13 protein-coding genes and 2 pseudogenes are annotated in these 17637 nt (G+C 71.4%); 2 read left to right on the forward strand and 13 right to left on the reverse strand.

The genetic code is table 11. From position 1 onward, the window contains the following. Positions 1–4: 4 nt before the first annotated feature. The 4 genes and pseudogenes from BJY14_RS04535 to BJY14_RS04550 all read right to left on the reverse strand — a co-directional run bounded on the left by BJY14_RS04535 (position 5) and on the right by BJY14_RS04550 (position 3645). A complete protein-coding gene (locus tag BJY14_RS04535) occupies positions 5–346 on the reverse strand; it encodes a 4Fe-4S dicluster domain-containing protein (RefSeq protein ID WP_179842448.1) in 342 nt (113 codons plus the stop codon). Beyond that, entirely contained in the window at positions 343–1911 is a 1569-nt protein-coding gene (locus BJY14_RS04540) for an FAD-binding protein (protein WP_179842449.1), read from the reverse strand. The genes BJY14_RS04535 and BJY14_RS04540 overlap by 4 nt, the downstream gene beginning before the upstream one ends. Before the next feature lie 190 nt (positions 1912–2101). Next, a pseudogene (locus BJY14_RS04545) lies at positions 2102–2800 on the reverse strand (ABC transporter ATP-binding protein); the annotation flags it as partial. After that, positions 2797–3645 (reverse strand): ABC transporter permease, encoded by an 849-nt coding sequence (locus tag BJY14_RS04550; protein ID WP_312878976.1) that lies wholly within the window; start codon positions 3643–3645, stop codon positions 2797–2799. The gene BJY14_RS04550 and the pseudogene BJY14_RS04545, both read right to left, overlap by 4 nt. Positions 3646–4435: 790 nt before the next feature. On the opposite strand from BJY14_RS04550, the gene BJY14_RS04555 reads away from it, so the two are divergent. After that, on the forward strand, positions 4436–4645 hold the full coding sequence (locus tag BJY14_RS04555) for a DUF397 domain-containing protein (RefSeq protein WP_179842451.1): 210 nt from the start codon (positions 4436–4438) through the stop codon (positions 4643–4645). Positions 4646–4711: 66 nt separating this feature from the next. Here BJY14_RS04555 and BJY14_RS47655 read toward each other — a convergent pair whose 3' ends face one another. The 5 genes and pseudogenes from BJY14_RS47655 to BJY14_RS04580 form a co-directional block, all read right to left on the reverse strand. After that, the gene (locus BJY14_RS47655; RefSeq protein WP_376769993.1) at positions 4712–5125 is read right to left on the reverse strand and encodes a DUF397 domain-containing protein; all 414 of its coding nucleotides are present in this window, start codon (positions 5123–5125) and stop codon (positions 4712–4714) included. Between the two features lie 149 nt (positions 5126–5274). Further along, a complete protein-coding gene (fxsT, locus tag BJY14_RS04565) occupies positions 5275–7017 on the reverse strand; it encodes an FxSxx-COOH system tetratricopeptide repeat protein (RefSeq protein ID WP_246396504.1) in 1743 nt (580 codons plus the stop codon). Positions 7018–7087: 70 nt separating this feature from the next. Continuing rightward, positions 7088–9640 (reverse strand): annotated as a pseudogene (fxsT, locus tag BJY14_RS47660) (FxSxx-COOH system tetratricopeptide repeat protein); the annotation flags it as partial. Positions 9641–9747: 107 nt separating this feature from the next. Then, positions 9748–10905, reverse strand: coding sequence for an AAA family ATPase (locus BJY14_RS04575; protein ID WP_246395796.1), 1158 nt, complete (start codon positions 10903–10905; stop codon positions 9748–9750). A gap of 169 nt (positions 10906–11074) precedes the next feature. Beyond that, positions 11075–12652 carry a VMAP-C domain-containing protein gene (locus tag BJY14_RS04580; protein WP_179842454.1) on the reverse strand — a complete coding sequence of 526 codons (1578 nt, stop codon included), beginning with the start codon at positions 12650–12652 and terminating at the stop codon, positions 11075–11077. Between the two features lie 317 nt (positions 12653–12969). Between BJY14_RS04580 and BJY14_RS47110 the strand changes: the two genes are divergently transcribed. Beyond that, entirely contained in the window at positions 12970–13884 is a 915-nt protein-coding gene (locus BJY14_RS47110; protein WP_179842455.1) for an effector-associated domain 2-containing protein, read from the forward strand. Between the two features lie 31 nt (positions 13885–13915). Here the strand turns inward: BJY14_RS47110 and BJY14_RS04590 are convergent, their stop codons facing one another. The 4 genes from BJY14_RS04590 to BJY14_RS04610 are packed head-to-tail and all read right to left on the reverse strand — an operon-like array spanning position 13916 to position 17630. After that, positions 13916–15097, reverse strand: coding sequence for a cytochrome P450 (locus tag BJY14_RS04590; RefSeq protein ID WP_179842456.1), 1182 nt, complete (start codon positions 15095–15097; stop codon positions 13916–13918). Then, the gene (locus BJY14_RS04595) at positions 15094–15798 is read right to left on the reverse strand and encodes a TcmI family type II polyketide cyclase (protein ID WP_179842457.1); all 705 of its coding nucleotides are present in this window, start codon (positions 15796–15798) and stop codon (positions 15094–15096) included. Before BJY14_RS04595 ends, BJY14_RS04590 begins: the two co-directional genes overlap by 4 nt. Positions 15799–15849: 51 nt before the next feature. Then, on the reverse strand, positions 15850–17355 hold the full coding sequence (locus tag BJY14_RS04600; RefSeq protein ID WP_218905102.1) for a methyltransferase: 1506 nt from the start codon (positions 17353–17355) through the stop codon (positions 15850–15852). Next, positions 17352–17630: an acyl carrier protein gene (locus BJY14_RS04610; RefSeq protein WP_179842458.1), complete on the reverse strand. Its 279-nt coding sequence runs from the start codon at positions 17628–17630 to the stop codon at positions 17352–17354. The genes BJY14_RS04600 and BJY14_RS04610 overlap by 4 nt, the downstream gene beginning before the upstream one ends. Positions 17631–17637: the final 7 nt, after the last annotated feature.

Consider the following 17637-nt stretch of genomic DNA (forward strand, 5'->3'; position numbering starts at 1 on the left):
TGTCTCAGGAGGTGAGGGGGGCGCCCGGGTCGAGCGACGGGCCGATCGCGAGCCTGGCGCCGGGGGTGCGGCCCCGGCCCCAGCCGATCTGCGCGCGGTAGGCGCCGAGCGTCCCGTCCGCGGCGAGCGCCGCCTCGTCCGGAGGCTCGGGCAGCGCGTGCGAGCGCGGGTCGACGAACAGGGCGTCGGCCGGGCAGTACGCCTCGCACATGAAGCAGGTCTGGCAGTCGCCCTGCCGGGCGATGACCGGGACGCCGTCCGCTCCGCGGTCGAAGACGTTCGTCGGGCACACGTCCACGCACTTGTCGCAGGCGATGCACCGCTCCCGCGAGACGATCTCGATCACGACGCCACCGCCTCGTCCTCCGGACGCGTCCAGATCTCGTCGAGGCCGCCGGTGACGAGCCGGCGGTGCTGGGCCGGGTCCTGGTCGGGCAGGTCCTGGCGCTTGTGCATGCCCCGCGTCTCGGTGCGGGTGAGCGCGGCGCGGTACATCCAGCGGGCGTGCGCGGTCATCGCGGCGGCCGACCTCGCCCGGACGACCCCGGCGCCCTCCTCGCGGAGCGTGCCGCGCAGCTGCCGCCACGTCCGGTCCAGGACGTCCAGTGCCGGGGCGAGGCGCCCGCCGTGCCGCAGCAGGTTCTTGTCGTAGGGCAGCACCTCGGCCTGGACGGCGGCGACGTAGTCGGCGTGGCCGCCGGCCGCCGTCCCCTCCGGGCGGACGCCCGCCTCGCCGAGGGCGTGCACGGTCCGCGCTCCGGCGCGCCCGCCCAGTCCGGCGGCGTACCGGGCGGCGCCCTGCCCGGCCCAGGTGCCCGACGACATCGCCCACGCGGCGTTGTGGCTTCCGCCGCCGGTGAAGCCGCCGCAGATCAGTTCGCGGGTCGCGGCGTCCCCCGCCGCGTACAGGCCGGGCACCGTGGTGGAGCAGTCGGCGCCGGTGATCCGGATGCCGCCGGTGCCGCGGACCGTCCCCTCGGCGAGGAGGGTGACGGGGAACAGGTCCGTGAACGGGTCGATGCCCTGCCGGTCGAACGGGAGGAAGAAGTTCGCCTGCGCGAGCCGCATCGCCCGCCGGTCCTCGGGCGTGGCCCGGTCGATGCGGCACAGGACGGGTTCGCTGAGCAGCGTCCGGGCGATCACCGATCGTCCCCGCCGGCTGCCCGCCCCTTCCAGTACGGTCCCGTCCGCGTGGTAGAAGGTGGCGAACGAGTAGAACGCCGTCTTGGTCACGGACGTGAAGGCCGGGGCGATCGCGTAGGCGTTGGAGAACTCCATGCCGGACAGTTCCGCGCCCGCCTCCGCCGCGAACAGGGCGCCGTCCCCGGTGTTGACGTCGCAGCCCAGCGCCTTGCTGAGGAAGGCGCACCCGCCGGTCGCGAGCACGACCGCGCCCGCTCGGACCCGGAACGGCCGGTCGTCCCGCACGCGGTACCCGGCGGCGCCGGCGACGGCCCCGGCGCCGTCCGCGAGCAGTTCGGTGACCGGGCTGTGGTCGAGGACCCGCACCCCCGACCGGCGGACCCGCACGCGCATCCGCCGCATGTACTCGGGCCCCTGCAGGCCCCGCCTGATCTGGCGGCCGTTCCCGTCCTCCGGGAACGGGTACCTGGAGATCTCGGCCAGCTCGTTCATGTTCGCGTACGTCTGGTCGAGGACGCGGGCCATCCACCCGCGGTCGGCGAGGTACCCGCCGAGGGCCTCGCGGCCGGCCATGGCCGCCTCCCGGGCCTCCGGGTCCGGCTCGACGTACCAGACCCCGGTGCCCGCCGACGCCGTCGCGCCGCTCGTCCCGAGGTAGCCCTTGTCGGCGAGGACGACGTCGGCGCCGGCCTCCGCGGCCTTGATCGCGGCCCACGCGCCGGCGGGGCCGCCGCCCGCGACGAGCACGTCGGCGGTCAGATCGGTCATGATGCCTCCTTGGCAGTCAGACGGTTGGTCGAGCGGAGCTCGTCGGTTGAATGGCGGCGGGTGGGGGCTGGAGGACGGTTGGTCGAGCGGAGCTCGTCGGTTGAATGGCGGCGGGTGGGGGCTGGAGGACGGTTGGTCGAGCGGAGCTCGTCGGTTGAATGGCGGCGGGTGGGGGCTGGAGGACGGTTTGGATGCCGAGCCCGTCGAGCAGGTCGCGCCGCAGCGCGATGAACCTCGGGTCGTCCAGCGACCTCGGTCTCGGGAGGTCGACGGCGTACTCCCGCTCGATCCGGCCGTCCGCGAGCAGGAGCGCGCGGTCGGCGAGCAGCAGCGCCTCCTCGACGTCATGGGTGACCAGCAGGACCGCCGGCCGGTGCTCGGCCCACAGGTCGGCGACGAGCGCCTGGGCGTTGAGCCGGGTGAGCGCGTCCAGGGCCCCGAACGGCTCGTCGAGCAGGAGCAGGTCGGGCGTCCGCACCAGCGCCCGCGCCAGCGCGACGCGCTGGGACTCGCCGCCCGACAGGGTGAGCGGCCACGCGTCGGCGCGAGCCGTCAGCCCGACCTCCGCCAGGGCCGCCTCGGCCCGCCCGCGCAGGTCGCGTCCCCGCAGGCCGAGGACGACGTTGTCCCACACCCGGCTCCAGGGCAGCAGGCGGTGCTCCTGGTAGACGACGGCCCGCCTGCCGGGAACATCGATCTCGCCGCCGCCTTCGCCGTCCAGCCCGGCCAGTGCGCGCAGCAGCGTGCTCTTCCCGGAGCCGCTCGCCCCGAGCAGGGCGACGAACTCGCCGGGCGCGATGTCGAGGTCGACGCCGTCCAGGACGGCGCGCTCGCCGAACACCCGCCTGAGGCCGCGGACGCGCACGCCGCTCGCAACCGTCGCCGTCATCGCGCCACCAGCCCCCTCCGCCACGCGAGGGCGCGCCGCTCGACGAGCCGCACCAGCAGGTCCGTCGAAACGCCGAGCAGCGCGTACACCACGAGCACCAGGAAGACCGTGTCCATCTGCAGGAACTGGGTGGCCTGGTTGATGACGAAGCCGATGCCGCTGGCCGTCGCGGACTGCTCCACGACGACGAGCGTCAGCCAGGCGACACCGAGCGACAGGCGCAGGCCGACGAGGATCTGCGGGAGCGCGCCGGGCAGGATGACCTTCCGGATGAGGCCGAGACGGCCGAGCCCGCAGGTACGGGCCGACTCCACCAGCCGCTCGTCCACGCCCCGGATGCCGTGGAACACGTTGATGTAGAGCGGGAAAACGACGCCGACCGCGATCAGGCCGACCTTGGACGTCTCGCCGATCCCGAACCAGATGATGAACAGCGGGACCAGCGCGAGGTGCGGAAGCATCCGGACCGCCTGGACCGGCGCGTCGATGACGTCCTCGCTGATCCTGAACAGCCCGGAGAGCAGTCCGAGGACGAGGCCGGCCGGCAGCCCGACCGCCAGTCCCTTCAGGACCCGCGCCAGCGAGACTCCGAGATTCTGGAACAGCGCGCCCGACGACGCCATCTCCCAGCCGCGGACGGCGACGTCGCTGAGCGGCGGGGTCGTGCTGCCGAGCCAGCCCGCGCGGGCGCCGGCCTCCCACAGGGCGAGGACGACGACAAGCCCGCTGACCTTGCGGGCCCGGCGCAGCAGGGACAGCAGCACGGCGCCGGAACGGGCGGCGTCCGCGGGCCGCGCCGCTTCGGGGATCGCCGAGCGGGGTGGATCGAGCAGATGGGTGGACACGAGGCACCTCCGGAAGAGGGGAACGGAAGGAAGGCGGCAGGGTCCCGGCGCAGAGGGCGGCCGGTGGAAGAGGGGGACTCGCCGGTCAGTGGCGTCGGCGCACGAAAAAGTGGCTCAACAGGACGCACTGCACACGCGAAGGAGGTCGACGTGGCGCCTCGCCACCAGGACCTTCGCTGCGTTCATGCCCACAGCATGCACTCGGCGTCCGCCCCTGTGAAGCCCCAAAGAAGCTGGCTTCACCTGCGAAGACGTCCACCGCCGGGCAAGTTCCCGATAAAACCTACCGTTTTACCTGGGAATATGCCGAGGGCACCTCTCCTCGCCGACCGACTCCACGGTTACGCAGATCACACCGACGGGAAACCCCTAGGCGGACGGACCGTGACAAGCCCTACACAGACGGTCCGCCCGACACCCTCCTCCACTCGGTGCAGGCGGACCAGACTCGTTCCGCATGGACGACCGCCGGCGCGACGAGCTGACAGCCCGGCCTACGGAAGGCGCCCGCCACCACCCGAACCACCAGGCCTGATCGCGCAGCCGCCGACCCGTGGGCACCCCACCGCGTCGCCCGGGAAATGCGTGCTTTGGTTGCCGATTTTCTTTAAATACTAAATGTCAGATACAAGCTTTGCCGAATACGGCGATCCCGCATGTCGCACATTTGGGTCCAGATTAGCGAGGAATACCCGGACCATGCGATAGATTAATTCTCACCAGGGGTCGCCGGGGACGGCCTTGTGCACTTCCTGGCGGCGTTGAAACGGTTCACAAGGAGCATCCAGCCATGACTCATACCAATGCGCCCACGCCCGTCTGGAGGAAGAGCAGCCGGAGCAGCGACCCCGACCTCGCGGTGTGCGTGGAGGTGGCGTCGATCGGCAGCACCCGCGCGATCCGCGACTCCAAGGACCCCGAAGGTCCGCGGCTGTCGCTGTCCATGGACTCCTGGCGCACGTTCATGAACGCGGTGAAGACCGACGCCTTCGAGGCCTGAGCGGACGGAAGCGGAGGCGCGGATCCCGGGGTGGACGTCGCGCCTCCAACCGATGATGAGACGGAATCACCGCAGGTCGAAGACGCCGTTCTTGATCTCGTCCAACACTCCGCGTAAGGCGGACTTCGGAAGGACGATGGTCGCCCGACAGGGGTCATTGGTGTCCCGGATGGCGGCGTACGAGGCGGAGGCGGCAACAGCGACGCAGTTTCCCCCCTGATCCTCCGAGCCAGACCGCCTGCTCTTGCGCCATGGCACCTTGTCCCAGTTTCCTTGACCGCCCATTACCTCTTCCGTCCTCGGGAGCATCGCGGTGGTTCTCGGTGGGAGAGGACGGCGATGTCCGCGAGCCCGATCCCTCGGCGGCCGGATCGGCTGGATTCCCACGACGCTCACGTGGTCGCCGACAATTACCAAAGATAAACAATCCGTACGGACACACAAATTTGCTCCCCTACTATACGTGGGGAGCATAGTCATGTCCAGATCCGGAAAATTACACCTCAACTGTCATCGGCGGCGTGACGCCGGATTTATCCTTACCCAACTCAACGGGCATTGAAACAGAGCCAAGTCAGGAGCAGGGGCCCGGAAGGCTGCCACGTTTCCAGCCCCCGGTCGGTTTAGACTCAGACCGGAATCGGATATATATCGCAGTCCGCGCGGGCTCCCTCTTGCGCGGCCGCTGTGGCCAGATGCTGGGGGCCGTGTACCCTGCGCATGCCGTCGATGGCGCGCTCCGTCAGGCTGCCGGCCTCCTGCTCCTCCTCCAGCGCGCGCAGGTCGAGCCCGAGGTTGAGCATGCATGCCAGCGAGGTGGGGTGCTCCTCCCCGAGGACGCGCTGCGCCCGTTCCAGGGTCTCCCGGTCCCTCTCCATGGCCTCATGGAAATTGCCGACCGCGTAGTGGTCACTGGCCAGATTGATCGCACAGACGATGCTGCGCGGGTGGTCGATGCCGAGGACCCGGGTCAGGACCTCCAGTGCCGCCTCGTCCAGCTTCTTGGCCTCTTCGAGCTGCCCGTTCAGCCGGAGGGCGACCGCGAGGTTGATGTTCGCGCTCGGCGTGTTGGGGTGATCGGGGCCGAACATCCGCAGGAAGTTCTGCGCCGTGATGCGCGCCAGACGAATCGAGTCGCCGAGCCTGCCGACCTGGCGCAGGTTCACCGCGTGGTTCAGCGCGGCGGAGATCGAACCCGGATGGTACTGCCCGTACCGCTCGTTGTAGCGTTCAAGCGCCTCGGTGGAGAGATCGAGTGCGCGCTCGTGGTCTCCTGCCTTGCGCTCCATCACAGAGAGCGCGGTCAGGCTTTCGGCAAGGCCGGCGAAACTGCTGCCGAATGCGGATTCGAGGCGCTGCGCGTTCTGCCGCGTCAGCTCTCTCGCCACTTCGAAGTGGCCCAGCTCCATCTCGTCCACGGCGACCGCCGCCAGGGACGACAGGGTCCGGCCGTGGTGCTCCCCGAAGATGTTGATCAAGTGCCGGTAGGTCTGCCGGTCGAGATCGCACGCCGCCCGGAAGTCACCGTTGAGGCGGAGGCTGATGGCGTAGAGGTGAGCCTGCTGCAGGGTGGTGGGGTCGTCCTCGCCGTACATACGGCGCAGTGCCTCGAAGGAGCGCCTGTCGTATTCGAGAGCCTGCTGGAACTGCCCCAGGTAGCGCAGGTCGGCCGTCACGAAGCGCTGCGCGTCGATCGTGCGCTCGTCGTCCGCGCCGTGCTCCTCGGCCCGCAGGTCGCGGACCCGGAGATGGTGAACGTACGCCTCCTCGAACCGCCCCTGCAGGCGCATGGCGCGACCAAGGTGCAGCATGGCCTCCTGCACCTGCTCGTTGCCCTCGCCCAGCATCTCCGTCCAGGTCTTGACCGCGGTCTCCGCCAGTTCGAGGAAGCCTCGGTGGTCGCCCCACTGGAAGAGGAAGTCGATCTCGTTGAGGACGAGCCGGCGCGTCCAGGGGTCGTCGAAGCCGACGACGCCCGAGTAGTGGACGTGCGGCAGCAGATCGGCGTAGCGCCGCCAGTTGGCGGGCAGCGCCGGGTCGCGCGGGTCGAAGTTGGCCATCAGCTGGTAGCCGCACCGGCGCAGCTCCTCGGCCTCTCCGGGCGGGATCTGCCCGACGAGGACGCGCTGGACCAGGCGGTGCAACATGATCGTGTTGTGCTTGTGGCTGATCCTCGCCAGGGCGTACCGGTTGATCGCACGGATCGCGCGCCCCCGCCTGACCGGGTCCCCCAGGGCCTCGATCAGCTCGGGAGGACCGTCGACGTTGCGCGCGCCGGACAGCATCCGCAGCGAGATCGGCTCCGGCGCGAAGAACGCGCAGACCTGGAGCAGTTGCAGCGCCGCGGGGTCGCTCGTCCGCAGCCGGTCCAGGGAGACGTTCCAGGGCCGCGGCGACCGGCAGCTCGTTGGCCACGAGCGCGGCGTCGGCCAGCAGCTCGGTCGCCTTCTCGTGCTTCTCCCTGAAGAGCTGGAGGTACTCGTCGACCGGCATGCCGGTCTCGGCGAGCCAGACTCCGGCCTGGGCGATCGCCAGCGGAAGGTCGCCGAGCACCTCGGCGAGCTCGTCCGCCTCGGCGTCGGCGAGCTCGGGCCCGCGGAGGCGGAGCAGGGCCTTGCTCTCCTCCCGGGCGAAGACGTCGACCTCCAGGGAGCTGGCGACCTTCGTCCACTCCTGGTTGCGGGAGGTGACAAGGATCTTGCCCGGGCCGTTGGTCGGGAAGAAGTCGCGGACGTCCTGGAGTTCCTCGGCGTTGTCGAAGACCAGCAGCCAGTTGCGGTAGGGGCGGCCGAGGCGCAGCGCCTCGCGGACGGCCGGCACCGCGACGTTGACCTCCTGGCTGACCGGCAGGTCGAGCTCGGCCGCCAGTTCGGCGAGGTCCTGCTGGATCTGGCCGGGCCGCTCCGATCTGATCCACCAGATGACGTCATAATCCGCCATATGACGGTAAACATATTCAATGGCTATCTGGGATTTGCCGACCCCGCCCATTCCATGCAAAGCCTGCGGCAGGACCGCCGTCGTTCCCTCCGAAAGGCGCTCATGGAGTTGCTCCAGCAACTCTTCCCGCCCGGTGAAACTGATGTTCTGTGGAGGTACGTTTCCCCAGACGGGCGGCGGCTCGTCCGCCTTGCGCCCGACTTTCTCCGGGATATCTCGAACTGTCACACCGACTCCAAGGTGGGGGGCCTTGACAATGTCCTCAGGTCTGGTGAGCGCATCGAGAGCGGCGATGTCCAGCGATTGCATGGAGCCAGTCCTTCCCGCATCTCGCACGGCTCTAGCCTGGATTCGTTCATAGAGAGGGTCAATTTTGCCGTGGAGTTCGGCGTCCAGCGCCTTCGCCGGCCTGAGATAGGGCCCGGCCAGCGCCCTGAAGACATGCAGAACGGGAAGGGCGAACGGCACGAGTTCGGCAGTCAATTCTGGCATTTCAGCCCGCTCCGGCGCGGTGACCAGTCCGGCCAGATCGCGGAGCCCGGCGATGCGGTCGCCCAGATGCCGGGCCACCGTCGTCAGCACCCGGGTCGTGTCGGAGCGCCGCCCCCCGGCGAGGAGTTCGTCGCGGACCCCGGGAGCGAAGTCGAAGACGACCTCGTCCCGCGCGTCGGCCCCCGGCCCGGGCTCGGGGCCGACCCGGTGCAGCAGTCCGCTGCCGACCAGTTCGACCAGGTCGGAGGGCCGCGACTCCGGAAGCATGGTGCGCTGGACGAGCCGCATGACCGGGGCGTTCAGGGGCGCCGCGGCCAGGTGCACCGCCAGGGCGTACACGGTCGGGCTGACCGCCGCGCGGAACCGCCGGACGATCTCGGGCGCCGACGCCTCCGAGGGCGGGGCCTCCTCGATGTCCGCCGCGTCCGGCGCCCAGGAGGGTTCCGGGGGTGCTCCGCAGACGGCGACCGCGCCGTACCAGTCACCGCGGCGCGCCGCCGCGAACCCAGCCCAGCCGGCGAGCTGCCCCGGATCCAGCTCGATCACGGGCACGTGGACATGTGAACGGTCCGCGTGCCGGGGCTCGGCGGCCGGGTCGCCGAGGAGGGGTGCGGCGGGGTAGCGCGCTCGGTAGAGGCGGTTGGCGATCGCGGGCCGCGCCGCGTAGAGCTTGGCGGGCCTGGTGGTGAGGCCCGTGCGCCGCCACTGGCGCCGGGCGAGCAGATTGATCACCACGATCGGGGCCTGCCGGCCCCACCGGGCCAGCAGTCGCTGGGCGGCGCCCGAGTGCCAGGCGTCTCCGATCCCGTCCGTCAGCACGAAGATGAGCCGCCGGTCGCGGCGTCCCCGGGAGGTGAGGCCCTCGGCCGCGCGCGCGGCGGCCAGCGGGCCCGTCTCGCGCAACGCCAGCGGCCCGCTCTCGCCGGTGTCGGTGTCGAGCAGGTGCGTGCGGATCATCCCGAAGGCGCCGACGGCCCCGAGGCAGTCGATGAACCGCTCGGTCGTCGGCCGGTTGAGCGCGGCCAGGCGCCCGTCGTCCACGACGACGTCGAGATCGAGCCACCGTTCGGGGACGGGACGTGTCTGGGGCAGCCAGAGACCGTCCTCGGCGGCGCGGATCGCCGTCGCCTCGTCGTCCAGTTCCACCTCGCCCCGGCGGGACTCGACCGCCCGTTTGAAAGGGCGGAGCGCCTGTTCGAGGCGGCGCCGGTCGGTCAGGGGCCGTACTCCGGCGAACGGGTCGCTCCGCACGGGGAAGAGGAGGCGAGGGGGCGCGGCGTGCCCGTTCATCCCCGCCCGATGCGGTGCCGGGTCCTGCGGGCCTTCGCCTCGGGACGTTCCGAGAGCCGACGCCGGCGGCGTCCCGGCCGCACCGGGCATGGTCGCCTGCTCTGCGCCGGGAGAGGAGTCGCGCGAAACGCCGTCAGGGCCGGCGCCCTCTGGAGGCTCGGCACGATCGGCGGCGGAGGCGGCACCGTTCGCGGACCGCCGCTGCTCCGCCTGGGGTGCGCGCGCCGCGGCGGGATCTCCCTCGCGGCCCGCCGCGAGGGCGGCGGCGTTCATCTGCGCGGCCAGCCAGATGGCGTCGGAGACCTGGTGCCAAAGGGGAGGACCGGCCGGGGCGTCGGGACGTCCCGCGCCTCGCGCCGCTGGGTCTCCGGTCCGCTCGCTCACTCAGGCGCCACTTCCAACCGCTGCCAGATGAGATCCAGGAGACGTTCCCAGCCGGTATCGGGGTCGCTTGCACCGGAGGTGGCGAGGTAGACGGCGTTGAGCAACTGGTCCGCGGCGAGCCCGCGGTGGCTGCTGCGGTGCTCCAGGAAACTGCGGACCAGCCGCCGGGTGCGCTCGTCGGACCGCTCGGCGAAGTGCGCGGCCACCATGTCGGCGAGCCGTGTCTCGTCGGGCTCTCCCATCGAGAACTGCAGGCACCGGCGAAGGAAGGCGGGCGGGAACTCCCGCTCGCCGTTGCTGGTGATCACCACGATGGGGAACGCCCGGCAGCGGACTCTGCCCCGCACGATCTCGGCCGTGCCGTCAGGGTCGGCGGTGTGGACCTTCACCACGGGTTCCCGGGCGCTGACGCGGAAGAGTTCGGTAATCCCGTATTCGCCCTCCTCCAGGACGTCGAGAAGGTCGTTCGGCAGATCTATGTCGCTTTTGTCGAGTTCATCGACGAGCAGCACCCGCGGGAGCTCATAGGGCAGCAGCGCGGTACCCAGCGGGCCGAGCCGGAGGTAGTGCCCCACTCCGGCATCGGTCAGCGCGGCGACATCCGGATCCCCTTCGGCCGGCGCCTCCGGTAACTCCCCGGCCTGGCGCGCGAGCGTCCTGCGGCCGGTCGCGGCGTCCTGCGCCCGTCCGATCGCGTCGTACTCGTAGAGGCCGTCGCGCAGCGTGCTCCGGCTGCCGATGGGCCAGCGCAGCACCCGGCCGAGGCCCAGCTCGCGGGTGATCCGGTAGGCGAGGGTCGACTTCCCGACGCCCGGGTCTCCGGTGACCAGAAGCGGCCGCCGCAGGAACAGCGCCGCGTTGACGGCGTCGACCTCCGCGGGGTCGGCCAGGCGCGGCCGCGCGCTGACGGGGCCGAGCCTGCGGACGAGGTCGCGCTCGTCGCCGGGCGGAGGCGGGAGGGCCGGTCCGCCGTCGAAGGCGCGCCACGGGGGCGGCGGGGGCAGTTCCTCGGCGAACCGCCCCTCCGGCAGGGGGCGTCCGGTGCCGCGATAGATCCACCATGCGGCGCGGGCGTCCGGGGCGGCGTCCCCCGCGCCGGCGGGCATGGGCGCGTCACGAGGGTAAGGGACCTCGGGCGGCTCGTCAGCGGCCATCGACGATGTCCCCTTCTGGTGTGACTATGGGTTCCTGCGATGGATGGTCGAACTCGGGCAGAACCGGTGAGGGCCACCTTAGATCGAGCATCCCCTTCGGGGCGGCCGTTCGCAAGAGCTTGTTGGGCCACGGCGTTGTGACCCTTAATCAGTCACGTCGCGTCAACCGTCACATCCGGGAGGCAGGGGCCCGAAGTGCACTGGAATCGTCCAGGAAGTGATTCGGGTCATCCCATAGGAGGGTTAGTTCCAGTGCGGAGCCACCATTATGGTCATCGGACGGCGCGTTTCCCCGGAGCCGTCTGATGTCGGTCGGCAGGGTCCTGATGTCGGGACGATCGACGACCTGCCGCACCGCCTCCCGCATTTCCGGTGCGGGCCGATCCGCCCTGTGCCAGAGCACCACGGGCACCCCGGCCCGCAGCGCCTTCCAGAGTTCGCTGCGGCCGGGCTCGCGATCGGGCGGACCGCTCAGCACGCACGCGACGATCTCGCGGCGGCTCAGCAGCCGGTCGCCCATCGGACGCGGATGCGCGGGCTCCCCCGGGGCGGCCCAGTAGGTGAGCCCGTCGACGGCGTCGACGAGCACCTGCCAGCGCTGGCGCCATGCACGGTGAAAGCCGAACGCGCGCAGCCGCTCCTGGCTCCGGACGAGGATCTCGTACTCCGCGCCGAGCGGCGGGGGATCCGGCATCTCCAGGGCGTCGCGCGTCCACCGGTCCACATCGAGATTGATCATGTCGAGCGGCAGCACGAACTCCAGCACGAGGGAGTCGTCGAGTTCGTAGGCCCAGCCGTGCTCGGCCTCGTGGATCAGGGCGCCGACGCGCTCGCGCACCGAACTCATGGTGACGACCTCGTCCTCTCCCGGCTCGGGGCGCCATTCGAGCGGATGTATCTGCCGCCAGTGCGACAGCCGGAACACGACCTCGTCCTCGACGAGATCCGGGAGCGGTTCGAGCTGGATGATGAGGTAGATGGGCTTGTCGGCGCGCGTCGAGAGCACCCCGGAACGGTCGCGCATGCGGTCGAGGTAATCGGCCTGGGCGACGTCGCCCGCGCCGCGCAACTGCTCGGTCTGCCGGGCGAGCCAATCGCGCAGCCTTTTGAGCCGCCACGCCTCCTCGGTCCCCGCGCTTCCGGACGTCTGCCTTGTCTGCATGGTCTGCAGCAGCATCGCGACGAAAATAAGGTGCGGCGAGGGTTTCCCGGGCGCCGTGTTGTGGTCGAGGAGCGCCGAGAACGCGTCCCAGGCGTCGGTGAGCCTGAACGGCACGGTGGCGATGCCGTTTCCGGTGGCGGCCACGTAAAGGCGGGTGAGGGAGGGGATCCGCAGGCCGCTGAGCAGATCCTCGATCTGGGTCTCGACGACCGGCTCCAGGTGGGCGCGGACCGGGCTCAGCATGCGCTTCAGGTGGGCCACGGCCGCCGTCGGGCCGGCCACGAACTCGATCGCGCGGACCAGCAACTGGAGCCCGTCGGGTATTTCCCGGCAGGCGAGCACGAGGTGGTAGAGGTAATACCTCGGCTGCGGCAGATCCGGCAGCAGCACCGGTGCGCGCACGTGCTCGCTGATGTAATGCAGGACGATGGAGCGGGCGGTGGCCTCCCGCATATCCGGTATGTCCAAGAGCAGCGCGACGATGTCGGCGGTGGTCTGCTCCGCGAGGACCTGCTCCTGCGCGTGCCCCAGCGACAGCGAAGCCGACGGCACCAGGGCGGGCCACCTCGACTCCTCGTCGGCCATGCGCCGTCACCGCCTCCCCGCCCCCGTCCGTTCCGCCAGTCAATGTAGGCCGCGACCGCCCGATCGTTCTGCGTCGCCGGACACAATGGGATTTACCACATCACCGCAAGGGGCGCCCATTCTCCGGAGCGGCCGAACGGAACCCTACTTGCCGGAGTGTGCACCATGCGTGCACCCTTGGGGGCAATCCAATCGTTCAAGGGGCATCAGAGGTCATGCGGAACGGCTCCGGCGAAGCGGGGACAGGCTGGACCCCGACCGGTCATTGCACGCTCTTCGTCTGCGACATCATCAGTTTCGGCAAACGCCCTGACCACGTGCAAAGCCATCTGCGAACCGTCTTATACGAGGCCCTCCGGAGCTGTTTCGAGGCGTCGGGCGTCCCCCTCGAAGGCTGTTACCAGGAGGACCGCGGCGACGGCGTCATCGTCGTGCTGCCGCCGTCCTACGACCCGTCCCGCCTCGCCCATCCGCTGCCCGACCACCTGCGCGGCGCCCTGCGCAGGCACAACGAACTGGCCGCCGAGCACGCGCGGATGCGGTTGCGGATCGCGCTGCACAGCGGGCCGCTCGAATCGGACGCCAAGGGGATCGTCGGCACCTCCGTCAACCACGTCAACCGGCTCCTGGACGCGCCGTCCTTCAAGGAGGCGCTCGCCGCGGTGCCCGCCGACCTGGGGGTGCTGGCGTCCGACGAGTTCTACCGCGAGGTGATCCGGGAGGGCCGCGGCGCCATCGACCCCACGGAGTTCCGGCCGATCGAGGTGCGTCTCAAGGAGACCGAGACCACCGCCTGGCTCAGCGTCCGCACCTCGCGACAGCAGGAGGCCACGGAGGACGCCGCCGGCGCGCCGGCCCGGGTGGGACCGCTTCCGGCCAGCGGCACCGGGCCGCCCGCTCCCGGCCTCGACGGGCACCCCGAGCCGGACCGGGCGGACGTTCCCGCCCTGCCCGCCCTGTTCGAGATCGTCGAGCGGCTCATGGACATCCCGCTGCTGACGACGGCCGAGGGCCGCCAGCAGATCGTGGACGCCCTGCGCAAAGAGATCGCGATCCGCGTGCCGCGCCGCGCGCAGCCCCATCTGGACGTCCATTCGATCGTGCGGACGTGCCTGGAGTTCCCCAACGGGCTCCAGGAATTCCTCGCACTGGTCCATGCCTACGCCGGTGAGTCGACGCAGGTCCAGGCGCTGGACGACACGGTCGCGAGGCTGACCGGGCGCGCCCCCTGACGTCGGCGCGCGAGCCTTCCCAGCCGAACGGTCACCAGGTCACGGGCAGCTCCAGGGGGCCGTGGAAGAGGGAGTCCGCGCGCCACTGGACGGCCTCCGGGGGCACCGCCAGGCGCAGGTCGGCGAAGCGCCGCACCAGGGCGGCGAGGGCCGTCCGCATCTCGGTCCTGGCGAGCTGGGCGCCGATGCAGAAGTGGGGGCCGTGGCCGAACGTCAGGTGCTTGTTGTCGGTGCGGCCGAGGTCCGTCATCTCCGGATCGGGGAACAGTGCCGGGTCGTGGTTGGCCGCGAGCGCCGACACCGCGACCGTGCTGCCGGCGGGGATCGGCACCCCGCCGATCTCCACGTCCCGGAGGGCCAGGCGCGGGGTGCCGACCGGCACCGACGGCACCGTCCGCAGCAGCTCCTCCACCGCCGGGGCCACCAGGTCCGGATCGCGGTGCAGCGCGGCGTACAGCTCGGGGCGCGCCAGCAGGGCGTACACGCATCGGGCGAGCTGGTTCATCGTGGGCCCGTGCCCGGCGATCAGGAGCGTGATCGCGAGCCTGACCAGCTCCGCCTCGCTGATCCGCTCTCCTCGGTCGGACATCGTCAGCAGCTCGCTGACCAGGTCGCCGGCCGGTTCGGCGCGTCTGGCCGCGACCAGGTCGACGAAGTAGCGCTGGATCGCGGCCCGGGCCCGGTCGATCTCCTCCGGGGAGTGGCCGCGCAGCGCCATGATCGTCTCGGCCCAGCCGCGGAAGGAGTCGCGGTCCTCCCGCCGCACGCCGAGCAGCTCGCAGATGTCGGTGAGCGGCAGCGGCGCGCACAGCGCGTGGACCAGGTCGGCGGGCGGCCCGCCCGCGGCCATCTCGTCCAGCAGTCCGTCGACGACCTGCGCGATGCCCGCCCGCATGGCCTCGACACGGCGGCGGTTGAACGCCTGGGCGACCGCCCGCCGGAGCCGGGTGTGCTCCGGCGGGTCCATCTCGAACAGGACCCTGCTGGAGCCGACCGGCTCCCGCGGCTGCGCGGGCGCGCGGGGCAGGAACGTCGCGGCGCTGCTGAAGGCCGGGTCGCACAGCACGTGCTGCGCCTCGGCCGCCCGGGTCACCACGTACCCGACGTCGCCCGACAGCATCCGCACGCGGGCGGCCGGGCCGGGCGTGCGGATGTCGTTGATCGACGGCGGCGGCCGGTCGCCGGCCTCCTCCCGACCGGTCGGCTCGTTCATCGCTCCTCCCGTCCGGTCCCGGACGCCCCGGGCGCCCGGTCGTCCCCGGCCTGGCCCGCGTGGTAGGCGCTGATGCGCGTGCGGGTCGCGCGGACCTTGGCGTCCAGACCGCGGAGCGCGGCGGCGAGCGCCCGGTGCTCCGGGGAGGCGAGGAAGCCCTCGTGGGCGTCCTCGTCGGTCCAGTCGCTGATCAGGTGGTAGGTGCCGGGGTCGGCGAGGTCGCGCGACAGCGACTGGGCGACGTGCCCGGGGTGGCGGGCGGCGACGGCCGCCATCTGGCACCAGGTCCGCTCGAACTCCGTGCCGCGCGCCTCGTCCACGCTGATCTCCAGCAGCAGCCGGTACGTCGCCTGCGGCCGGTCGTCGGACCAGTGGTAGAACTCCTCGGCCTGCGCCTGGCGCATGGCCGGACGGTCCCTGTCGTACGGGACGAGCAGCGTGGCGAGCCTGGCGTTGATGTCGAGGAACCCGGGGTCGTCGCCGGCGGCGTACAGGGCCTTCTCGAAGGAGGCGTCTCCCTCGACCAGGTGGATGTACAGGTCGTGGAAGGTCAGCAGCGTGCGGCGCGTGACGCCGATGCGGCGGGGCAGGTCGGTGCGGTCGTGCTCGCGGAACACCGCCGCGACGGCGTCCCGGTCACCGGGCGCGATCTTCCGGATCATGACCGCCCGGTGGGTCGGGGGCGGGGCCTGGGGAAGCATGCTCGTCCTCCTTGACATCGGGATCGGCGGGCCCGGGTCACCGGCGCCCGGTCACGCGGCCTCCACGGGGCGGCATTCCAGAACGGTCCAGTGCCCCTCCCTGGGGCGGCCGACCAGCGCGAAACCGCACCGCGCGAGCAGCCGCCGCCACTCCCCCGGCGTCCGCTCCCGGCCGCCGAACAGCACGAGCATGTCGAGGTCGAGGAACTTGGCGTGGTCCCAACGGTTCCCCTCCGCCACCACGTGCTCGACGATGAACAGCCGCGCGTCGCGACGCTCTCCGATCGCCTCGCGGACGGCGGTCAGCAGCTCGGCGGCCCGCTCGTCCGGCCAGTTGTGCAGGACGGCCTTGAGCACGTAGGCGTCGCAGTCGTCCGGCAGCGGATCGTTGAAGAAGTCGCCGGCGACGCGGGTGACGCGCTCGGCGACCCCCTCGGCGTCGAGCACCTCAGCCGCGGCCTTGACGGCGGACGGCCGTTCGAACAGCACGCCCGCCGCGTGCGGGGCGCGCCGCAGCGCCGCCGCGAGGAAGTGGCCCTGCCCGCCGCCGATGTCGGCGATCCGGCCGAAGCGCTCGGGCCCGACGACGTCCAGGTGCCGTTCGGTCTCCCAGCGGCCCAGCGTGGTCATGGTGTGGTCGAAGCGGTCGCCGTCCTCAGGGTTCTCCTCGAAGTAGCGCCAGATGTCGGTGCCCAGCGTCGGGACCGTCGCCGGCTCGCCGGTACGGATGCTGTGCGCCAGCGCGCCGAACGGCTTCGTCACGAACGGCCGTGCGCTGTGCAGGACCAGAGGCAGCAGGCTGTAGGGGTCGTCGGCGCGGAGGGCGTCGCCCACCGGGGTGCCGGCGAACCGCCCGTCCGGCCGCTCCTCCAGAATCCCGACGGAGGCGGCGCAGCGCAGCAGTCGGTAGAGCGCGTCCGGCACGGCGCCGGTGGCCTCGGCCAGCTCGGTGACGGAGCGCGGCCCGGACGCGGTCAGATCCGCCACGCCCAGTTCGGCCAGGGTGCTCACCACCGCGGCCAGCCGCATCCCGCACGTCAGGTACAGCAGGCGCCGCGCGTGGAGGTCGCCGGGCCCGTACCCGTCGGGGCCGTCATCGCCGGAGGCCTTGCGCGCGCGTTCCTCCAGGACCGCCTTGATGTGCGCCATCTGCTCGACGGTGCCGCGGTTGATGCGGTCGCGCATCGCGTCCTCGGCGATCGGAGAGTCCGGCTTCATCGCGAACTCCTGCGTCCACCGCATCAGCACGCCCGCCGCCTGCTCGCGGTACTCCCAGCAGATGTTCATGAACGCGAACGGCCCGGTCTCCACCCGGTGGGCGCGGACGGTGCGGGTCTCGGGGTCGGGGACGCGCCGCGACACCCACGACCAGACGTTGCCCTGCTCGTCCGGGTGGGTGGTGAGCCGGAACACCACCGAGGGGCCGTCCCTCTCGACGATCTCCACTGCGGCGTACTCGGTGAACAGGTCCGGCCACCCGGCCACGTCGTTGGTGTGCTCCCACACCAGCTCCATGGGCGCGTCCACCAGGATCTGGTTGTCGGTGCGCGCGGTCATCGCCGGGCCTCCCCGTCCCCGGCCGCGGCCTGGTTGAGGCAGCGCAGCATCTCGGCGGGGGTCGCGAGGTCGAACAGCCGGTCCTCGTCGAGTTCCAGGCCGAAGCGTTCGGCCATCCGCGCGGAGACCTCCATCATCGCGACGGAGTCGTAGCCGAGGTCGGTGAACGCGCGGTCGGCGATGTCGCCGCCGAGATCGACGCCGTCGTCCTCGCCTGCGCAGGCGCGCAGGACGGTCACCAGATCGGTCAGGGTTATCGGTCCGTCTTGGGCCATGTCAGCT

The sequence above is a fragment of the Actinomadura luteofluorescens genome, assembly GCF_013409365.1.
GTDB classification, from domain to species: domain Bacteria; phylum Actinomycetota; class Actinomycetes; order Streptosporangiales; family Streptosporangiaceae; genus Spirillospora; species Spirillospora luteofluorescens.

Excerpts from the sequence above, each read along its gene's own strand:
- BJY14_RS04540 (WP_179842449.1), bottom strand. The coding sequence starts at position 1,911 with ATGACCGATCTGACCGCCGACGTGCTCGTCGCGGGCGGCGGCCCCGCC.
- BJY14_RS04555 (WP_179842451.1), top strand. The coding sequence starts at position 4,436 with ATGACTCATACCAATGCGCCCACGCCCGTCTGGAGGAAGAGCAGCCGG.
- BJY14_RS47655 (WP_376769993.1), bottom strand. The coding sequence starts at position 5,125 with ATGACTATGCTCCCCACGTATAGTAGGGGAGCAAATTTGTGTGTCCGT.
- BJY14_RS04575 (WP_246395796.1), bottom strand. The coding sequence starts at position 10,905 with ATGGCCGCTGACGAGCCGCCCGAGGTCCCTTACCCTCGTGACGCGCCC.
- BJY14_RS04580 (WP_179842454.1), bottom strand. The coding sequence starts at position 12,652 with ATGGCCGACGAGGAGTCGAGGTGGCCCGCCCTGGTGCCGTCGGCTTCG.
- BJY14_RS04590 (WP_179842456.1), bottom strand. The coding sequence starts at position 15,097 with ATGAACGAGCCGACCGGTCGGGAGGAGGCCGGCGACCGGCCGCCGCCG.
- BJY14_RS04595 (WP_179842457.1), bottom strand. The coding sequence starts at position 15,798 with ATGCTTCCCCAGGCCCCGCCCCCGACCCACCGGGCGGTCATGATCCGG.
- BJY14_RS04600 (WP_218905102.1), bottom strand. The coding sequence starts at position 17,355 with ATGACCGCGCGCACCGACAACCAGATCCTGGTGGACGCGCCCATGGAG.
- BJY14_RS04610 (WP_179842458.1), bottom strand. The coding sequence starts at position 17,630 with ATGGCCCAAGACGGACCGATAACCCTGACCGATCTGGTGACCGTCCTG.